Below are 17915 nucleotides of genomic sequence, written 5' to 3'. Positions count from 1 at the left end.
CAATAAACTCTAAATCAAAATAACATGCTTAAAACAGATATACTAATCATCGGTTCTGGTATTTCGGGATTATTTTTTGCTATGAAAACAGCAAAAAAACGTCCAGATCTATCGATTGTTATAATGACGAAAGAAACAGCCAAAAACACCAATACAAGACTGGCTCAAGGCGGTATAGCTGTGGTAACAGAAAATTTGAATGACAGTTTTAACCAGCATATTGAAGATACACTTAAATCTGGAGGAGGTTTATGTGATGAAGAAATTGTGAAAATGGTTATCAGCCAAGCTCCAGATAGACTGAATGAATTGCTTGAAATAGGAACTTCATTTGACAAAACCGAAGACGGACAATGGGATTTAGGCTTAGAGGGTGGACATTCACAACACAGAATATTACATCATAAAGATAGCTCTGGACAGGAAATTGAGCGTAAACTGCTCAAAATGATTAAAAAGATGCCCAACATTGAACTTTTAGAAAATCATATGGTCATCGATATCAATACCGAAACAAAAAAAGCTAAAACTACTTGTACCGGAGCTTTTTTTTATGAAAAAAAATACAATCGCATTAAATACATCAGAACCCGAACTATTGTTCTAAGTACTGGCGGATGCGGACAGCTTTTTGAAAATACGACAAATCCAAAAATAGCAACTGGAGACGGATTGGCAATGGCAGCGCGCGCAGGTGCGGAAATTGCTGATATGGATTACATACAGTTTCATCCAACGGCTTTATATACAGGAAAAGAAAATCAGCTTTTTTTAATTTCAGAAGCAGTTAGAGGTTTTGGAGCGCATATTGTCAATGAAGAAGGAAAAAGATTTTTATTTAAATACGATTTACGCGGCGAGCTCGCGACTCGAGATATTGTTTCTAGCGCTATAAGCAAAGAACTTCAATCGAGTTCAAAAGATCATGTGTATTTAGACTGCAGACATTTGGATCACGAAGCTTTTTCAGAACATTTTCCTATTATTACTGCCCATTGTAACCAATTAGGCATTTATCCAGAAAAAGATCTGATTCCAATTGTTCCTGCGGCACATTATCAGTGCGGAGGTATTCGAGTAGACCAAAATGGAGTTACAACGATTAAAAATCTTTATGCTATTGGCGAATGTGCCAGAACAGGACTTCATGGAAAAAACCGCCTGGCATCCAATTCCCTTCTCGAGGCTTTGGTATTTGCGCATCAAGCTTCAGAAAATGTAGATAAAACTATAGCAGAATTTCTTTTTTCATCCAAAATATTAATTCCAAAATTCCCAAAAGCAGAACAAACCGATGATTATCATGCTTTTGAAATACTAAAAAAAGAATTGCAAAAATTGGTTACTTCTTTTTATACCAGTGAAGAACGCGATGCCGATTTGGCCTTCGAAAAAATAAAATCACTGCATAATCATGCTATTTCGCTTATAGAAAAACATGAAATAACGATTCCGTTTATAGAATTTTCGAATATGATTGCCGCTTCATTACTTATAGTTAAACAATGTAAAGCTTCGGCAAACAAACAAATGTGCTGAAACCAAAATTAATCTATACCCCCTACCACTATGAAACTAACAAGCAATACCACAATTGGTGAAATCGTAGCAGACGATTTCAAAACAGCGGCCATTTTTACCAAACTGCATATTGATTTTTGCTGCAAAGGACATCGCACAATCGAAGAAGTCTGCAGAAAAAGAGATATTGAAGAAAGTGTTTTAATTGAACATATAGAAAAAGCAAGAAACGGTTCTGCCAATCAGTCTTTTGATTATAAAAGCTGGACTGCAGACATGATAGCAGATTATATTACTAAAATCCATCATAGATATGTTGAAGAAAAATCCCCAATAATTCTTCAATATTTAGATAAATTATGCGGTGTTCACGGTGCGATCCATCCGGAGCTGCACGAGATCCACACTATTTTTTCAAAATCGTATCTGGATCTGACAGCTCACATGAAAAGAGAAGAGTTGGTTGTTTTTCCTTTCATCAAAAAAATGAAAATCGCCCACAGTAAAGGTACAGAACTGGAAACACCGCCTTTTTTATCTATAGAAAATCCAATTGCAACATTAAAAGACGATCATGTTACCGAAGGAGAACGTTTTAGAAGAATTGCAGCGTTAAGCAACAATGATATTCCGCCTATTGATTCATGCAATACTTATAAAGCAGCATTTGCCATGCTCGAAGAATTTGATAAAGATTTGAAAAAACATATTCATTTGGAGAACAATATCTTATTCCCAAAAGCAATTGAGCTTGAAAAAACATTTGAAAAAGTATCTTAATGGATCTTGCGTAAAATTTAACCGCAAAGGACGCAAAGGTTTACGCAAAGAGCGCGAGGCTTTTTTTTAAGGTTATTAATACTGAAAAGTTCGTAAAGCTTTAATTGAAATAAAGTTTGTGTAGAGAAAGCTTTGCGAACTTAAAATAAAGATTCTGCTCAGTTTCTTTATAAAATAACTTTGCGGACTTTGCGGTAAAAAAAAATGACCCCAAAGAAAAAACAACTTGAAACCTGTCATAAATAATGGAAAAATATGTAATCAAACGCAATGGAGAGTATAAGCCTTTTGAAGCTTATAAAATTCAGGATGCAATCTCAAAAGCCTTTCAAAGCGTTAATCAGCCAGTAGACAAGAGAATCTTTAAAGTTGTTCTTGCTGGTCTTGAGGCAAAATATTCGTGGCCAGTCGAAGAAATTCAGGACATAATAGAAAGAGTGCTTTTTGAGAATGGGTATTTTCAAGTGATTCGTTCGTTTATAATTTATCGCCATACGCGAAAATTACAGCGAGAACATATTAATGGTTTAAATGATGACACTACATATATAGACAGTACACAAACTGTCGAAGAATACATCAATCAATCCGATTGGAGAATTAATGCCAATGCTAATATTTCGTATTCAAATGCTGGTTTAGTCAGTAATACTGCAGGAAAAATTATTGCCAATTATTGGCTCGATAAAATATATAATAAAGAAGAAGGTTCTGCTCATAGGAATGGCGACATACATATTCATGATTTGGATTGTCTTACCGGATACTGCGCTGGTTGGAGCTTGCGTGTGCTATTAAATGAAGGTTTTAATGGCGTGCGTGGCCGTGTCGAGAGCAGACCTCCTTCTCATTTTAGAGAAGCATTAGGGCAAATGGCTAATTTCTTGGGAATTTTGCAAAGCGAATGGGCAGGCGCTCAAGCTTTCAGTTCTTTTGACACTTATTTGGCTCCTTATGTTTTTAAAGATCAGCTTACTTATGATGAGGTTTTAAAAGCCATTAGAAGTTTTGTCTACAATCTAAATGTGCCAGCGCGTTGGGGCCAGTCCCCTTTTACGAATATTACTCTGGACTGGAATGTTCCAGAAGATCTAAAAGAACAGATTCCGACTCAAAACGATCAGCATTTATTTTTAAATAGCAATAGTGAAAACCTGATTTTAGAAGCTCAGAAAAGAGGTGTATCGAAACTGATAGATTTAAAATATGCCGATTTTCAAATCGAAATGAATCTTATCAATAAGGCCTATTATACGATCATGACTGAAGGAGATGCCAACGGGCAGCCGTTTACTTTTCCAATTCCGACAGTAAATATTACAGAAGATTTTGATTGGCAAGGAGAAAATGTCGATTTATTATTTGAAAACACAGCCAAAATTGGTTCGTCTTATTTTCAGAATTTCATTGGAAGCCAATATATTTTGGACGAAAATGGCAATCGTATCGAAAATCCAGACGCTTATAAACCAAATGCCGTTCGAAGCATGTGCTGTCGTTTACAGCTCGATTTGCGAGAATTGTTAAAACGAGGAAACGGTCTTTTTGGAAGTGCTGAGATGACGGGAAGTATTGGCGTAGTTACCATCAATATGGCGCGTTTGGGATATTTTCATAAAGGGAATATTATCAGCCTATTTCAACATTTAGATGAATTATTGCAAATTGCAAAATCGACCTTAGAGAAGAAAAGAACCTTTATACAGCAAATGTACGACCGCGGACTCTATCCGTACACGCAGCGTTATTTGAAACATTTTAGAAACCATTTTTCTACAATTGGCGTAAACGGAATGAATGAAATGGTTCTGAATTTTTCTGAAGGAAAGCAGAATATCACTTCAAATTCAGGAATTCATTTTGCTACAGAAATTCTGGATCACATTCGATTGAGAATGAAAGAATTCCAAGAAGAAACAGGAAATCTATACAATCTTGAAGCGACTCCCGCAGAAGGAACAACGTATCGTTTTGCTAAAGAAGACAAAAAACGTTTTCCTGAGATTCTGCAAGCGGGACAAAATGAAAATATTTATTATACGAATAGTTCACAAATTCCGGTAGATCATACCGACGATCCTTTTGAAGCCTTATTGCTTCAAGACGAATTGCAATGTAAATATACTGGCGGTACAGTTTTACATCTTTATATGAGAGAAAAAATAAGCAGTCCTGAAGCCTGTAAAAACTTCGTGAAAAAAGTTTTAACCAATTTTAAACTGCCTTACATAACAGTAACTCCAGTTTTCAGCATCTGCCCTATTCACGGCTATCTTAACGGAGAACATGAATATTGTCCAAAATGCGACGAAATTTTACTCAATACAAACAATGAAAAACACTTGGCTTATGAAAACGAAAACGCATAAAGTTCTAGAAGAAAACAAATCCCAAAGAAGCAAATGTTTGGTTTACACACGTGTAATGGGATATCATAGACCTGTAGAAAGTTTTAATATTGGAAAAAAAGGTGAACACCAACAGCGTACACATTTCGAAGAAACCATTATCTAGTAAAGGAATATTTAGCCTCACGCCTTTTACTTTATTAGATTATCCGCACAAAACAGCCTGCATAGTGTGGTTTGCGGGCTGTAACATGCGGTGTTTGTACTGCTATAATCCAGATATTGTTTTAGGAAAAGGAAAGATAAGTTTTGACGATGTTCTTTCGTTTCTCAAAACCAGAAAAGGATTGTTAGACGGTGTGGTTTTAAGCGGTGGCGAATGCACTTTACACAAAAAAATAATTGATTTTATAAAAGAAATAAAAGCAATGGGATTTGCGGTTAAAATTGATACCAATGGTTCAAATCCAAAAATATTGAACAGCCTGATTCATGATCTATTAATTGATTATGTCGCGTTAGATTATAAAAGTCTTCCTCATACCTTTGAAAAGCTAACGCAATCAGGCTTATTTTCTGAATTTGAAGAAAGTCTCGAGCTTTTAATTCGTTCGGGGATTCCGTTTGAAGTCCGCACCACTTTTCATTCTTCCTTAATTACAGAAAATGATTTTGTGAAAATGATTGAATATTTGGAAAAACAGAATTTTGAAGGAAATTATTATGTCCAGCATTTCATGAACAATGTACCAACTCTTTCAAAATTAGACGATTCGAATAAAAGAATACAGCTTAAAGACTTTTCAACTCCAAAAATAAAAGTTATTTTTAGAGAGTAACAAACTTAAAAATCAAAATATTACAACTATAAACATTCCGTAGGAATGTCTCATCGGTAGAATTCATAGATTAGACGTTCCAGAGGAACGTTTGACAGGCAAAAGAATTATTTGGATTCTATAAAACAGGTGTCCCTACGGGACACTTTCTCGAATCGTGACATTGGCTTACCAACCAAATATCCCTACGGAATATAAAATTTATCGACTTTTAATTTGAAAATAAACATATTATGACTTTACATCATTATGTACTTATAATTCATCTATTGGCAGCGACAATTTGGGTTGGCGGTCATTTGCTTTTAGCTATTTGTTATCTTCCGACAGCATTAAAAAAAAGAGATCCGCATATTATTTTAAATTTTGAAAAGAGATTCGAAAAACTCGGAATGTCTTCTCTCGCTTTATTAATTATAACTGGAATTTGGATGGCATACGATTTCGGCGTTACAGCAGAAACCTGGTTTCGTTTTTCTAGCGGATTTGAAAAAGTAGTTTCTATAAAACTTATTCTGCTTCTCTGCACTTTTATCTGTGCAGTTATTGCACAGCTCTATGTTATTCCAAAACTCAATATATACAATATCAAAAATATGGCCGTGATTATTTTAACCGTTACTTCAATAGGAGTTGCAATGCTAGTTTTAGGATCAACATTGCGTTATGGTGGGATTTAACTTTAGTTAAGTATAACCATTTTACAGTAGATTTTTTTGTTCCTAGTTTTTTACGGGCGGGGTTAAAAATAATAATTGATTTTTAAATTGTAATAAGGCGTCATGTTGTGTCAATCATTTTTTGAAAAGTAGCAATATTACTTTTAGTATAATTTTGGTTATTTTTTAAATCTTGATAAACTTTATCAGATAAATCTTTTTCAAAACCTTGTTTGTACATATTCAACAAATGCTGAAAAGTTATATCAGGATAAATAAAATGTTCAGCTCCGTTATTATCATCTATATATTTTTGAAGAAGAGACTGAACTTCCAAATGAAGTTTTTGAGTAGTTAGAAAAGTGCCTAAAAGATTATCTTTTTCCTCTTTAGGTTTAGAGTAAAATGTCTTTTGAAATGTTAACCAAGCAATTATAAGTCCTGCTATTGCTATAAATATTTCCATACTTGTTTTTATTATTCAAATATAAGAAATAATTAATCCTCTAAATTGCTAGAGTCTTTTTTGCATTTACTTACGCAACCTTAAATAGAAGCCGTAATGCCTTGCGTAAGCAAGAATTAAGACATCATCCCTACAAGTATTGGTCCGAATGCGGTCAATAATATATTTGCTAACGCGTAAGGAATAGTGTAGCCCAAAACTGGAAATTTACTGCCTGCTGCATCTTGAACTGCTTTTAATCCAATTGTTGATGTACCTGCGCCTGTTTGCGCGCCAAGTAAGATTAAGGGGTTTATTTTTAATATGTACCTACCAAAATAGAGTCCGATGATGTGAGGGATTAGGGCAACAGCTACGCCAGCAAACAAAATACCAAAACCGGTTTCTTTAAGACCTGAAATAAAACTTGGACCGGCAGCTAGACCAACAAGTCCAATAAATGCAGCAAGACCAACGTTGTCAAATATCCATAGAGCAGGTTCAGGAATTCTGCCAAAAACTGGAGTTCTAGAATGCAGCCAGCCAAAAATAAGCCCCATAACCAATGCACCACCGCTTGTTGTTAAAGTTACTGAAATTCCAAATAATGTTACCGACAGCAAACCTAAGAGTCCTCCAAGGACAATACCCAAACCAACAAAAATAATATCTGTCTCTGGGCTTAAACGATCCAGATAACCAATTTCTTTTGCAGCCTCTTCCAGTTTTGCAAATCTGCCCGAAAGATTCAAAATATCACCTCTGTTTAAAACCGTATTCGATTCGAGCGGTATCTCATGGTTTTCTCTAGTTATGCTGTTAAGCATTAATCCATGATAAAAACTGCTTTTTCGAAGAAACTTTACCGTTTTTCCTTCAATAGCCTCATTGGTTATCGTAACATCTAAATGCGCTAACGGGAAATTCAACAATTCTTCATCCAAGACTTCTGGTCCTATAGAAAAGAGGCTGTCTAAAATGATTCCGTGCTGTGCCATAATAACCATGACATCGTCTTTTTGAATGATTATATCAGGTTTCGAATCTAGCAATTGATCTTTACGGCGTATTCTTTGAACAACAATATTTTTGTTCGAAATTAATTTTTCAAAATCACTTACACTGATTCCAATCCATTTCTCATTGGTTATTCTATACGCACGAATAATCCATCTCTGATAAGCACTTTTCATTCCTGGGCCATATTCCGTTTCTCCTGAAATGATTTCAGCCAGTTTATCACTTTCTTTAACTAAATCAACACCAAGCAATTTTGGAGCAATTCCAGTCAGAAAAAAAACAAAAGCTGCTGCTCCTACCAAATAAGTTACAGAATAAGCCACCGGAATATTATTGATTAATCTGATTTTTTCTGCTTCATCAATATTTAAGTGGCTGATAGCATCTGAAGCGGTGCCAATAACAGTAGATTCAGAAAACGCTCCTGCTAATAATCCCGCTGCGGTTCCTACATCATAACCTAAAAAAACAGAGATAGAATAGGCTACTACTAGACACGATAAACAAATTACCAAAGTGAGCAATAATTGCGGAAAAGCATTTTTTTTAAAACCTTGAAAAAATTGAGGTCCTACTTTATATCCTGTTGAGAAGAGGAAAAGATCAAAGAAAATGGTTTTTACAATATCAGGAATTTGAATATCCAACTGACCAATGAGCACTCCAGAGAATAAAGTTCCTAATACTACACCGATTTTAAATGTACCTATTTTAATGCGCCCGATTAAGAATCCAAGAGCCAAGCATAAAAAAAGTGCCAGTTCAGGATGTTCTCTAAGTATAGTTGTAAACATATTGCTTTATTTTCAGATAAATTTAATCAAAAAAAGAACACGCCACACCTAAAACACTCACAAACAATTAATTACATTTTTATTTTTAAGTAATTTATCCGTAAACATTCAATCTTTGTTGATTACAGAAAATGATTTTATTTACTTTTCATTAAATATTCTTCAGCCATCTTTTTTGTTTTTTCATCTAAAAACTCCTTATCGGTCATTAAAATGTCATACACATCAAAAGAAGCTCGTTTATAATTGTACTTATTTGACATTATTAAGGCGTAATATAAAAAACCACTAAACTTCTGTTCTCCAATATAATGAATGCCTTTTAATTCATTATAAGCCAAGGTATCACCTTTATTTATAACAAGATAATTCAGACTGTCCATAAGTTTTTTATCATCCAACTTCCTTCTAAAATAACTTCCCGAATTATCTGAGGTTACAGCTACATCTTCATTCTTCTTATTACAAGAAATTAGCAAGAAAATAAAAATAATAATGTTCCATTTCATAAGTTGCTATTTTAAAATTTTAAAGCACTAATTAAAAACTATCTAAACCACTCACTAACCAATTTTCTATACGTCTCCCCAATAGGCAAAGTCACTCCACTTTTCATTACAATCTGATTCCCGTCAATCACTTTAATTTTATTTTTTGGAATAATGTACGAACGATGAATTCTAATGAATTGATTGGAAGGCAGTTTCTCCAGAATATCTTTCATGTTTTCTAAAGCCATAATTTTTTCGTCATTCGTATGAATTCGGATATAATCTCGCAAACCTTCTATATATAAAATATCTTCAACCGCAATTTTATAATGTTTTCGGTCTGCTTTTACGAATAAGAAATCTTCGGAACTTTCATTCGTTTGGAAACTTTCCTGCCAACGAATAAACTTTTCCACACTCTGATAAAACCTATTAAAAGTAATCGGTTTCAATAAATAATCAATTACATGAAACTGAAACGCTTCCAACGCATATTGCGGATAAGCCGAAGTAATAATAAAATTATATTTCTGATTGAACATTTGCATCAATTCAATTCCCGTTAACTGTGGCATTTGAATGTCGATAAAAATCAAATCAACCGATTCGGTATTCAAAACTTCAATAGCTTTAAAAACATCACTGTCGGCATATAAAACATTTAATCTTGAGATTTTAGAAGCGTAATCGGCAATCAGTTTTACAGCAAACGGTTCGTCGTCTAGAATAATGCAGTTTATTTTTTTATTCATTTTAAATCTATTTCAAGTTCGGCTGTAAAATGGCTTTGGTCGTTTTCTATTTTTAACCGATGTTTTTTAGGATAATGAATCTCAAGACGTTTTTGCAGATTGTCCAAACCTATTCCGCCAAGACTGTCTTTTTTCTGTGTTCCGATTTTATTTTTTACTTTAAAATTCAATTGGTTTTCTGAAACTTTCAATTCAATATGTATCGGTTCGACATTAGAAACTTCTCCGTGCTTTAAAGCATTTTCTACCAAGGGCGATAAAATATAAGGCGGAATTTCTTCAAATTCATTTTTTACTTCGACCTTAAAATCAACCAAAATAGTATCCTGATGTCTTAGTTCTTCGAGTTCAATATACGCTTTTATATAATCGATTTCGTCTGTTAATTTAATCTTTTCCTTCTGTGATTCGTAAGTCGTAAAACGCATAATTTGGCTCAGTTTATCAATTGCAGTTAATGACTTATCTGACTGAAAATAAACCATCGAGTAAATGTTATTTAAAGTATTGAATACAAAGTGCGGATTGATCTGTGCTTTCAAAAATTTGATTTCGGTATTCTTATTTTCTTCCAAAATTAATTGGTTGTATTCGAGAAGACGAATCGAATAAATGACAAACCAAAGAAGCGAACTCAAAATAATGGTCATACTGCTATACTGAACATTATCGAGCAAATAATTGACAAAATCTGGTTTAGTATAATTGATACGATCAAATAAAATTCCGGTAAAAACTTGCTCAATTACCCATCTTAAAAAAGTAAAAACCAAATACGAAACAAAGACTCCTACGAATAGTTTTTTCCAACTAAAGGATTTAAAAACCTGTTTCATTACAATTAAATAATGAAAATAGAACGTTAGAATAAAAACAATAAAGTACGTCCAAATGAATAAATCCGGGACAACAAACTTGGTTTTGATTGCATTTTTCACGAAAGTGAAATAAAAAATTAAAAGCCAATAAATGATATGAATTATGAATTCGAGTTTTTTGGTTAAAGTGCCTTTATACATTCGGTTTGATTTTAAAACAAAGATATGCATTCAGAAAAAAGCATTTGAACGGGTTTGCAGATTAATCGAAGGGGTTTGTCGATAAAAGTGGTTTTTGGGTTGTAAATGAAACAGTTTTGCTCTGTAATTAATTTTTAAACCATGAACAGAATCATTTTATTATCTGCTTTATTTCTATTTCAAATCACTGTATTTGCCCAACAGTTTTCTGTAAAAGGAAAAATTATCAACCAGAATAAAATAGCGTTGGAATTTGCCACAGCAACTTTATTAAAAACAGATAAAACCTTGTATCAGCAAGCTTCGACAGATAGCTTGGGAAATTTTATTTTAAAAGCCGAAAAAGGAAATTATCAATTAATAATAGAACAATTTGGTACTGAATTCAGCAATAAACCAATTGTCGTTGATCAAAATATTGATTTGGGTGAATTGGAAGTTAAAGAACAAATTCAGCTTGATGGAGTGACAATCCAATCGAAAAAGAAACTCGTAGAACAAAAAGTAGATCGTTTGGTTTTTAATGTCGAAAATTCGGTTACAGCAACTGGCGGAACAGCTTTGGATGCCTTAAAATCTACTCCAACTGTGCGAGTTCAAAACGAAACGATTTCTATTGTTGGAAAAGGAGAAGTTCTGGTGATGATTGATGACCGTTTAAATAAAATGACGCAGGAAGATTTGGTTGCTTTTCTAAGGTCGATTCCAGCCGATAACATTAAAAGTATTGAAGTAATTACAACGCCGCCGGCAAAATACGAAGCCGAAGGAAACAGCGGTTTAATCAATATTAAATTGAAAACTGCAAAAGCCAATTCGTGGAATGCAAATCTTGGAACTACTTACACGCAAAGAAGTTATGCAAGCGGAAACATAAACGGATTGTTTATTTACAATTACAATAAACTTTCGCTCCAGGCTTCTATAAATAAGGGAACAGATCAGTTTCGAACGACTTCCGATAACCGAATTTATTATCCTAATGAAGTTTGGAAACAAGATATTACAACCAAATCAAAAACCAATTTATTGAGCATTAGTTTTGGTGGAGATTATAAACTGACCGAAAAATGGACTTCTGGCATAAAATATTTAGGAAGTTTTAATGATCGAAATTCATCGAATAATCCGTTAACGACGCGTTTTGATAATTCAGCACAAATCAATTCTTATATTTTGTCTGATGTGAATGCGCAGAACAAACCTCAAATGAATTCGCTAAACTGGAATAATGCTTTTACTTTAAACAATGAAGGGAAAAATATTACTATCGATTTAGATTATTTCGATTATCAAAAAGAGGATTCTCGTACATTTTCAGGTAATGAAATGGACAATCAAAAAGAAAATATTGAAGGGACTTATTTTTCTGCCATCAATTCTAACTTAAACCGATTGAAAAATTATTCGGCTAAAATTGACGTAGCACTTCCCTATTCTTGGGCGAATATCAGTTTTGGCGGAAAAGGATTTTATACAAACACAAAAAACAATTTAAGCGTTTTTGATAACGAAACTGGAACTCCAATTTTGAATACAAATTATTCTAATGTCTTCACTTACAAAGAATATAATCAAGCTTTATATTTTTCTGCGAATAAAAAACTAAACGAAAAATGGGAAACGCAAATTGGTTTAAGAGCCGAAGCCACGCAGACAGAAGGTTATTCTGAAAACTTGAATCAAACCAATAAAAACAACTATTTAAAGCTATTTCCAACGGCTTATGTGACTTATAATGCGAACGATAACAATTCGTATTCTTTAAACTACAGCCGAAGAATCCGCAGACCCGATTTTGAATATTTGAATCCGTTTGTGATTAGAACGAGTCCGTTTTATTATTCTGAGGGAAATCCGTTTCTGAAGCCTTCGCTTATTGATAATCTTCAATTTACTTATATCCGCAATCAAAAATGGGTGAATTCGGTTTACTTTTCTCAGGTTTCAGATTTCGGACAGGAATTGGCAATCATTAATCCAGAAACTAATATTACCAAAAGCACGCCGATTAATTATGCCAATACCTATCAAATCGGACTTTCGACTTATTACAATTTCAACAAATCCAATTGGTGGAACAGCTACATGGGATTCAATTTAAACTATCAAAATGTAAAATCTAAAACTAATCTTATTGCTTCTGTAGATGGTTACAATGGTTATATTTATGCTAATAACGATTTTACCATAAATCAGTCCAAAACTTTATTTCTGGGATTGAATTACGGATTACAGCTGCCGGGTCGTTATCAAGTTTTTAATATTTCGACTTTGAATATTTTAGATTTTTCTGTGAAAGTTCTGGCTTTAAAAAAGAGTTTATCGATTACGTTAACTGGAGAAGATGTATTGAATGCGCAAAAACCGTTGATTTCTTATAATTCAAACGGAATTAAAAACACGATGAAAAATTACAACGATTCAAGAGGTTTCAGAATTGCTCTAAGTTACAAATTCGGAAATGAAAATGTAAAATCTAAAGAAAGAAACTTTGGAAATGAAGAAGAAAGGAATAGAGTAATTTAATTTCTCTGTTTTATTCTTTTAAAAAAAAAATCTCTTGAAGCCCTTAATTTTAAAGGATTTTCAAGAGATTTTTATTTGAAGTAAAAAATTAAATTGAAAAAAAATAGTAAAACATTTGCAGAAATGACCAATCGGTCATATATTTGCATCGTAAATACAATGTATCATGACAAAAGGTGAAGAAACCAGACAGTTCATTATAGAAAAAGCCGCTCCTATTTTTAACACAAAAGGAATTGCAGCCACTTCTATGAGCGATATTATGGAGGCAACCAAATTGTCTAAAGGAAGCATGTACGTTCATTTTGAAAACAAAGACGTTTTGGCTTGCGCCGCTGTAGATCATAATATGAAATTGCTGAACAGCAAGCTTCAGGCAGAAGTAACTCAGGGAAAAACTGCTGAAGAACAGCTTTTTGCTTATATCGATTTTTTCAGTAATCCGTTAAATCCACCGGTTACTGGCGGTTGTCCATTACTAAATTTTGGTACAGAAGCCGATGACACCAATCCTATTGTGAAAGAAAAAGTAAACAACGTGATCAAACGCGGACAGCATCTTTTGACTTCTATTATAGAAAAAGGAATCGAAAATAAAGAATTTGATCCAAATTGGGATGCGGCAGAATTTGCAACTGTCCTTTTCGCCATGCTGGAAGGCGGACATTTAATGTCTAGAATGTCTGGCAATAATGACAGCATGAAAACCATAGTACAATCACTCAAAAAAATTATTGCTGAAAGAAAGCTGTAATTTTTTTTACCATAAAAATGACCGATTGGTCATATTTTAAATTTATTAATAATTATAAAAAACAAATACAATGTCAAAAACAATTTTAATTACAGGAGCATCAAAAGGATTCGGGAGAGCTTGGACCGAAGCATTTTTAGCAAAAGGATACAATGTAGCAGCTACGGCCAGAAATTTAGAAACTTTAAACGACCTTAAAGAAAAATATGGAAAATCTATTCTGCCTTTAGCATTAGATGTAAACAAAAGAGAGGAATCTCTAGAAGTAGTTCAGAAAGTAAAACATCATTTCGGAACTATTGACGTTTTGATTAATAATGCTGGTTATGCGCTTACAGGTGCTGTAGAAGAAGCAAGCGAAAGCGAAGCCAGAGAACAGTTTGAAACTAACTTTTTCGGAACTTTATGGTTAACGCAAGCCGTGCTTCCAATTATGAGAGAACAAAAAAGCGGACATATTATTCAGGTTTCTTCTATTTTAGGTTTGGCGACTTTGCCAACTGCAATGGGACTTTACAGCGCTTCTAAATTTGCGATCGAAGGTTTGAGCGAAACTTTAGCTTCAGAAGTAAAACAATTCGGAATCAAAGTAACTTTATTAGAACCAAATGGTTACGCATCGAACATTTGGCATACTGGAATTGCCAGCGAAAGTTTACCGTATTACGACGAAATTAAAAAAGCGCAAGCCGAAAGAGAAAATATCTTCGGAAAAGTTGAAGCTACAGCTCCAATAATTGTAAATCTTGTTGAAAACGAAAATCCGCCGTTACGATTACTATTAGGAAAAGTGGCGCTTCCATTCGTAAAACAAAGCTACGAACAACGCTTAGAAAGCTGGGAAAAATGGAATGATGTTTCTGTTGAAGCTCATGGATAATTAATCACATTTTCAATTCAAATATAGCCCAAGGTTTCATCTTTGAGTACGAGAAGGAATTTCTTCTGTTTGTGTACCCAAGTTGAAACCTTGGGCTATGTTTAATCTTCGAATCTTAAAAATTCCCAAAAGATTGAATTCTATTTTCTATTTTCTATTTTGATTCAAATTATCTAATTGACGAATTACCTAATTATCTAATTAAAAAATCAACCAAAAGTCTTTCTATACTTATCCATTACAGTTTTAAACAAATCCTTATTGGACGGCGGCGAAAGTACAATTGCTTTAGAACCAGAATTTATCGATTCATTAATGCTTTCCAAATTTTTACCGCCAGTTGCCATTACAGGAAAATCAGGAAATTGAGCTGTTATTTCTTTTACAATTTCATTTGTGTTCGCTCCGCCTGAAACATGGAAAATAGTTACTCCTGCTTCGATTCTTTCTTTTAAAAATTTATAATTAGAAGTAGTAACTGTTGATATAATTGGTATTGCGACTTTCTCTCTGATTTTTTTGATATCCTTATTTTCAAACGGAACATTTACTATAATTCCTGCCGCTCCGGCTTCTTCCGCATAAATAGCCATTTCTAAAGACTTTTTGCCTTTTGTTTTCCCTCCTCCTACGCCACAGACAATAGGTTTCCCTGCAAATTCAATTAGTGTTTTAATGATTTTTGGCGAAGGCGGAAAAGGATAAACAGCCAAAATTGCATCGGCGTCGTTGTTTTCGATAAGCGCCATATCGGTAGAAAACAAAAATGATTTTACATTATGATTCCCAAATTGCAATCCATCACAATTTTTATTTATAATTTCTGGCGTAGTTAGCTCTTTCTCTTGGGCTTTATTTCTTCTGAATAATCTTTCCCAGAAAGAAATTTTCCTTTTATTCTCCCAAATTGATTCTGTAATTAAATTGATTTCCATGGCCGTTTATTTTGTATTATGACCAAATTTAGGAGATTGAAATTTATTATTTTTATAATATAAATTAGAAAAATTACATCTTGTAATGAGTTAAGGAAAATTTGTAGTGAAATGAAAAATCGAAACTTTTAAATGCAAATTCTTATAATTATTATGTAACGGAATTCGATTAGAAACCAATTAAATTTGACTTTACATTAAAAATCTCAATTATGAAAAATCTAACCCTTCTCTTTTTTTGTATTTTCTGTCTTTCGTGCGGAAAAAAAGAAAATAAAATCGATAATTCTTTAGAAACTGCTCAAGACACCACAGAGCAACTTAAAGTCACCGAGAAAGATCCACTTGTTGAAAAAAACATGCAAGAAGGAGACACCATTTTTATGAATGTAAAAAATGACAAAGGCTTATATACAGCTGAAGGAACTTTGAGTTCTGCTACTTCGAAAGTTTACATAAAATTTAAAAACGAAAATTCTGCAAACCTGAAAGCAAAAATCGTACTTCCTGAAGGCGGAAACATTCGCTTTAATCAAATCATAGCTCCGGATAAATCTTCAGACGGGCCATTTGGTATGGATTTAGAAAAAAAACTGGAACAGAAAGGAGATTATATTTTAGTTATTGGGCATTCTCAAATGGCCGATAATCCTTATGTGGGGAAATTTGAAGTGCAGTTGGAGATAAAATAATACTTCCAAAAAACAATAAAAGCGCAAAACCATACAGATTTTGTGCTTTTCGCTTTTTAAAACTGGTGTAGATCGATAATAAAACCATTAGAAACCAAATATCTAATTTTCAGTATTTTACTACTTAAATTTTAATCCATTGTAAGTTAAGGAATCGTTTCTTAATAAAAAACGGGTTGCATAAACCGTCAATCTTTTCTATTTTTATAAAATCGGAGAACCACTTTTTATCCGATTTAATGTTTTAAAACGAGAAAAAAATTAAAATGAGCCACGACAAAAAACTAAAAGCTGTCGCTTTCGGAGAAGTACTTTGGGATATTTTTGAAAATGAGAAAAAAATTGGCGGAGCGCCTTTAAATGTGGCTCTTCGAATGAAAGCTCTAGGCGTTGATTCTAATATGATTAGCTGTGTAGGAAATGATGAAGATGGAAAAGCGATTATAAACGAAGTCAATAAATTAGGCTTAGAAACCAATACGATTCTACAATCTGATGATTTCCCAACAGGATTGGTAAACGTAACTTTAGACGAAAGCAAATCGGCTACTTATGAAATTCTCTATCCTTCTGCTTGGGACAAAATTATGCTGAACGAAGAAGCGAGAGAATTAGTCGTAAACTCAGATGTTTTAATCTACGGAAGTTTGGTTTGCAGAGATCAAGTTTCGAGAGAAGCACTAGACGAACTGCTCCACACACACACCTATAAAGTTTTTGATGTCAATCTGCGAAAACCGCATTACGATTATGAAACGTTGCAGCACCTAATGCAATCTGCTAATTTCATTAAATTTAATGATGAAGAACTAACCGAAATCAGCGCTGCTTTTGATTCTCCCTATACTACTTTAGAAGAAAATATGAATTTTATCTGCTCTTTAACCAATGCCACAGCAATCTGCGTTACAAGAGGAAAAGATGGTGCACTATTATTATGGGACAAACATCTTTATGAAAATGAAGGTTATACGGTAAAAGTTCAAGATACTGTTGGTGCAGGAGATTCATTTCTGGGAGCTTTAATCACTTCTCTTCTAAATGGAAAAGAACCGCAGGCTGCTTTAAATTTTGCTTGTGCAACGGGAGCTTTGGTAGCGGGATCAGCAGGCGGAAATCCTGAAATTTCAATTTTGGATATTGAGAATCTGATTAATAAAAATTAAAAATATATTTTAAATATATCCATCAAAATATACATCGAAACCCGACAGGTTTTTAAAACTTGTCGGGTTTATTATTTTTAATGAATTGCCTCCAGCTTTAGCTGGAGGTACAGTTTTTTTTAACAACAAGGCTTTAGCCAAATCGCAATTTTGGCTAAAGCCATTCACAAATTGAAATTCAAACCTCCAGCTAAAGCTGGAGGCAATTGAATATTCCATTATTCATATAAATTTTTAATAGACATCACATTTACACTATAAACACCATCTTCAACCTAAAAACATGGGAAC

Annotated in this window: 18 protein-coding genes; 11 read left to right on the top strand and 7 right to left on the bottom strand. The window is 33.5% G+C overall.

Features of this window, described 5'->3' with window-relative positions:
* Nucleotides 1-24: 24 nt before the first annotated feature.
* From nadB to ACWA1F_RS21485, 6 genes are all read left to right on the top strand, one after another.
* The gene (gene nadB / locus ACWA1F_RS21510; RefSeq protein WP_456896803.1) at nt 25-1539 is read left to right on the top strand and encodes an L-aspartate oxidase; all 1515 of its coding nucleotides are present in this window, start codon (nt 25-27) and stop codon (nt 1537-1539) included.
* A gap of 30 nt (nt 1540-1569) precedes the next feature.
* Entirely contained in the window at nt 1570-2301 is a 732-nt protein-coding gene (gene ric, locus ACWA1F_RS21505; protein WP_456896801.1) for an iron-sulfur cluster repair di-iron protein, read from the top strand.
* Between the two features lie 245 nt (nt 2302-2546).
* Nucleotides 2547-4670, top strand: coding sequence for a ribonucleoside triphosphate reductase (locus ACWA1F_RS21500; protein WP_456896799.1), 2124 nt, complete (start codon nt 2547-2549; stop codon nt 4668-4670).
* Nucleotides 4651-4815, top strand: coding sequence for an anaerobic ribonucleoside-triphosphate reductase (nrdD, locus tag ACWA1F_RS21495; protein ID WP_306156457.1), 165 nt, complete (start codon nt 4651-4653; stop codon nt 4813-4815). The genes ACWA1F_RS21500 and nrdD overlap by 20 nt, the downstream gene beginning before the upstream one ends.
* Nucleotides 4772-5488, top strand: a complete 717-nt coding sequence (locus tag ACWA1F_RS21490) for an anaerobic ribonucleoside-triphosphate reductase activating protein (RefSeq protein ID WP_456896797.1) — start codon at nt 4772-4774, stop codon at nt 5486-5488. Before nrdD ends, ACWA1F_RS21490 begins: the two co-directional genes overlap by 44 nt.
* A gap of 233 nt (nt 5489-5721) precedes the next feature.
* A complete protein-coding gene (locus ACWA1F_RS21485) occupies nt 5722-6168 on the top strand; it encodes a copper resistance protein CopD (protein WP_456896795.1) in 447 nt (148 codons plus the stop codon).
* Between the two features lie 100 nt (nt 6169-6268).
* Here ACWA1F_RS21485 and ACWA1F_RS21480 read toward each other — a convergent pair whose 3' ends face one another.
* The 5 genes from ACWA1F_RS21480 to ACWA1F_RS21460 all read right to left on the bottom strand — a co-directional run bounded on the left by ACWA1F_RS21480 (nt 6269) and on the right by ACWA1F_RS21460 (nt 10668).
* Nucleotides 6269-6613 carry a hypothetical protein gene (locus tag ACWA1F_RS21480; RefSeq protein WP_456896793.1) on the bottom strand — a complete coding sequence of 115 codons (345 nt, stop codon included), beginning with the start codon at nt 6611-6613 and terminating at the stop codon, nt 6269-6271.
* A gap of 116 nt (nt 6614-6729) precedes the next feature.
* The gene (aspT, locus tag ACWA1F_RS21475; protein WP_456896791.1) at nt 6730-8406 is read right to left on the bottom strand and encodes an aspartate-alanine antiporter; all 1677 of its coding nucleotides are present in this window, start codon (nt 8404-8406) and stop codon (nt 6730-6732) included.
* 137 nt (nt 8407-8543) lie between these two features.
* Nucleotides 8544-8915, bottom strand: a complete 372-nt coding sequence (locus tag ACWA1F_RS21470; protein ID WP_456896789.1) for a hypothetical protein — start codon at nt 8913-8915, stop codon at nt 8544-8546.
* A 38-nt stretch (nt 8916-8953) separates the two neighbouring features.
* Nucleotides 8954-9649: a LytR/AlgR family response regulator transcription factor gene (locus tag ACWA1F_RS21465; protein WP_456896787.1), complete on the bottom strand. Its 696-nt coding sequence runs from the start codon at nt 9647-9649 to the stop codon at nt 8954-8956.
* Nucleotides 9646-10668 carry a sensor histidine kinase gene (locus ACWA1F_RS21460; protein WP_456896785.1) on the bottom strand — a complete coding sequence of 341 codons (1023 nt, stop codon included), beginning with the start codon at nt 10666-10668 and terminating at the stop codon, nt 9646-9648. The genes ACWA1F_RS21465 and ACWA1F_RS21460 overlap by 4 nt, the downstream gene beginning before the upstream one ends.
* Nucleotides 10669-10809: 141 nt before the next feature.
* On the opposite strand from ACWA1F_RS21460, the gene ACWA1F_RS21455 reads away from it, so the two are divergent.
* The 3 genes from ACWA1F_RS21455 to ACWA1F_RS21445 all read left to right on the top strand — a co-directional run bounded on the left by ACWA1F_RS21455 (nt 10810) and on the right by ACWA1F_RS21445 (nt 14831).
* Nucleotides 10810-13197, top strand: coding sequence for a TonB-dependent receptor domain-containing protein (locus ACWA1F_RS21455; RefSeq protein WP_456896783.1), 2388 nt, complete (start codon nt 10810-10812; stop codon nt 13195-13197).
* Nucleotides 13198-13363: 166 nt separating this feature from the next.
* Complete coding sequence (locus tag ACWA1F_RS21450; protein WP_456896781.1) at nt 13364-13951, top strand: TetR/AcrR family transcriptional regulator; 588 nt, start codon at nt 13364-13366, stop codon at nt 13949-13951.
* Between the two features lie 70 nt (nt 13952-14021).
* The gene (locus ACWA1F_RS21445; protein WP_456896779.1) at nt 14022-14831 is read left to right on the top strand and encodes an SDR family NAD(P)-dependent oxidoreductase; all 810 of its coding nucleotides are present in this window, start codon (nt 14022-14024) and stop codon (nt 14829-14831) included.
* A 209-nt stretch (nt 14832-15040) separates the two neighbouring features.
* Here ACWA1F_RS21445 and ACWA1F_RS21440 read toward each other — a convergent pair whose 3' ends face one another.
* On the bottom strand, nt 15041-15766 hold the full coding sequence (locus tag ACWA1F_RS21440) for a beta/alpha barrel domain-containing protein (RefSeq protein WP_456896777.1): 726 nt from the start codon (nt 15764-15766) through the stop codon (nt 15041-15043).
* Nucleotides 15767-15978: 212 nt separating this feature from the next.
* Here ACWA1F_RS21440 and ACWA1F_RS21435 point away from each other — a divergent pair, with 212 nt between their 5' ends.
* Complete coding sequence (locus tag ACWA1F_RS21435) at nt 15979-16458, top strand: hypothetical protein (RefSeq protein ID WP_456896776.1); 480 nt, start codon at nt 15979-15981, stop codon at nt 16456-16458.
* A gap of 266 nt (nt 16459-16724) precedes the next feature.
* Nucleotides 16725-17624, top strand: a complete 900-nt coding sequence (locus ACWA1F_RS21430; protein WP_456896774.1) for a carbohydrate kinase family protein — start codon at nt 16725-16727, stop codon at nt 17622-17624.
* A 9-nt stretch (nt 17625-17633) separates the two neighbouring features.
* On the opposite strand, the gene ACWA1F_RS21425 is transcribed toward ACWA1F_RS21430, so the two are convergent.
* Nucleotides 17634-17843 carry a hypothetical protein gene (locus tag ACWA1F_RS21425; protein WP_456896772.1) on the bottom strand — a complete coding sequence of 70 codons (210 nt, stop codon included), beginning with the start codon at nt 17841-17843 and terminating at the stop codon, nt 17634-17636.
* Between the last annotated feature and the right edge of the window lie 72 nt (nt 17844-17915).

Source organism: Flavobacterium erigeronis (assembly GCF_054075165.1).
Note: the sequence above shows the minus strand (reverse complement) of the source record. Positions and strands in the feature narration are given on the sequence as shown.

Coding starts and splice junctions, on each gene's coding strand:
- nadB (WP_456896803.1), top strand. CDS start 25: ATGCTTAAAACAGATATACTAATCATCGGTTCTGGTATTTCGGGATTA.
- ric (WP_456896801.1), top strand. CDS start 1,570: ATGAAACTAACAAGCAATACCACAATTGGTGAAATCGTAGCAGACGAT.
- ACWA1F_RS21500 (WP_456896799.1), top strand. CDS start 2,547: ATGGAAAAATATGTAATCAAACGCAATGGAGAGTATAAGCCTTTTGAA.
- nrdD (WP_306156457.1), top strand. CDS start 4,651: ATGAAAACGAAAACGCATAAAGTTCTAGAAGAAAACAAATCCCAAAGA.
- ACWA1F_RS21485 (WP_456896795.1), top strand. CDS start 5,722: ATGACTTTACATCATTATGTACTTATAATTCATCTATTGGCAGCGACA.
- ACWA1F_RS21480 (WP_456896793.1), bottom strand. CDS start 6,613: ATGGAAATATTTATAGCAATAGCAGGACTTATAATTGCTTGGTTAACA.
- aspT (WP_456896791.1), bottom strand. CDS start 8,406: ATGTTTACAACTATACTTAGAGAACATCCTGAACTGGCACTTTTTTTA.
- ACWA1F_RS21470 (WP_456896789.1), bottom strand. CDS start 8,915: ATGAAATGGAACATTATTATTTTTATTTTCTTGCTAATTTCTTGTAAT.
- ACWA1F_RS21465 (WP_456896787.1), bottom strand. CDS start 9,649: ATGAATAAAAAAATAAACTGCATTATTCTAGACGACGAACCGTTTGCT.
- ACWA1F_RS21460 (WP_456896785.1), bottom strand. CDS start 10,668: ATGTATAAAGGCACTTTAACCAAAAAACTCGAATTCATAATTCATATC.
- ACWA1F_RS21455 (WP_456896783.1), top strand. CDS start 10,810: ATGAACAGAATCATTTTATTATCTGCTTTATTTCTATTTCAAATCACT.
- ACWA1F_RS21450 (WP_456896781.1), top strand. CDS start 13,364: ATGACAAAAGGTGAAGAAACCAGACAGTTCATTATAGAAAAAGCCGCT.
- ACWA1F_RS21445 (WP_456896779.1), top strand. CDS start 14,022: ATGTCAAAAACAATTTTAATTACAGGAGCATCAAAAGGATTCGGGAGA.
- ACWA1F_RS21440 (WP_456896777.1), bottom strand. CDS start 15,766: ATGGAAATCAATTTAATTACAGAATCAATTTGGGAGAATAAAAGGAAA.
- ACWA1F_RS21435 (WP_456896776.1), top strand. CDS start 15,979: ATGAAAAATCTAACCCTTCTCTTTTTTTGTATTTTCTGTCTTTCGTGC.
- ACWA1F_RS21430 (WP_456896774.1), top strand. CDS start 16,725: ATGAGCCACGACAAAAAACTAAAAGCTGTCGCTTTCGGAGAAGTACTT.
- ACWA1F_RS21425 (WP_456896772.1), bottom strand. CDS start 17,843: ATGGAATATTCAATTGCCTCCAGCTTTAGCTGGAGGTTTGAATTTCAA.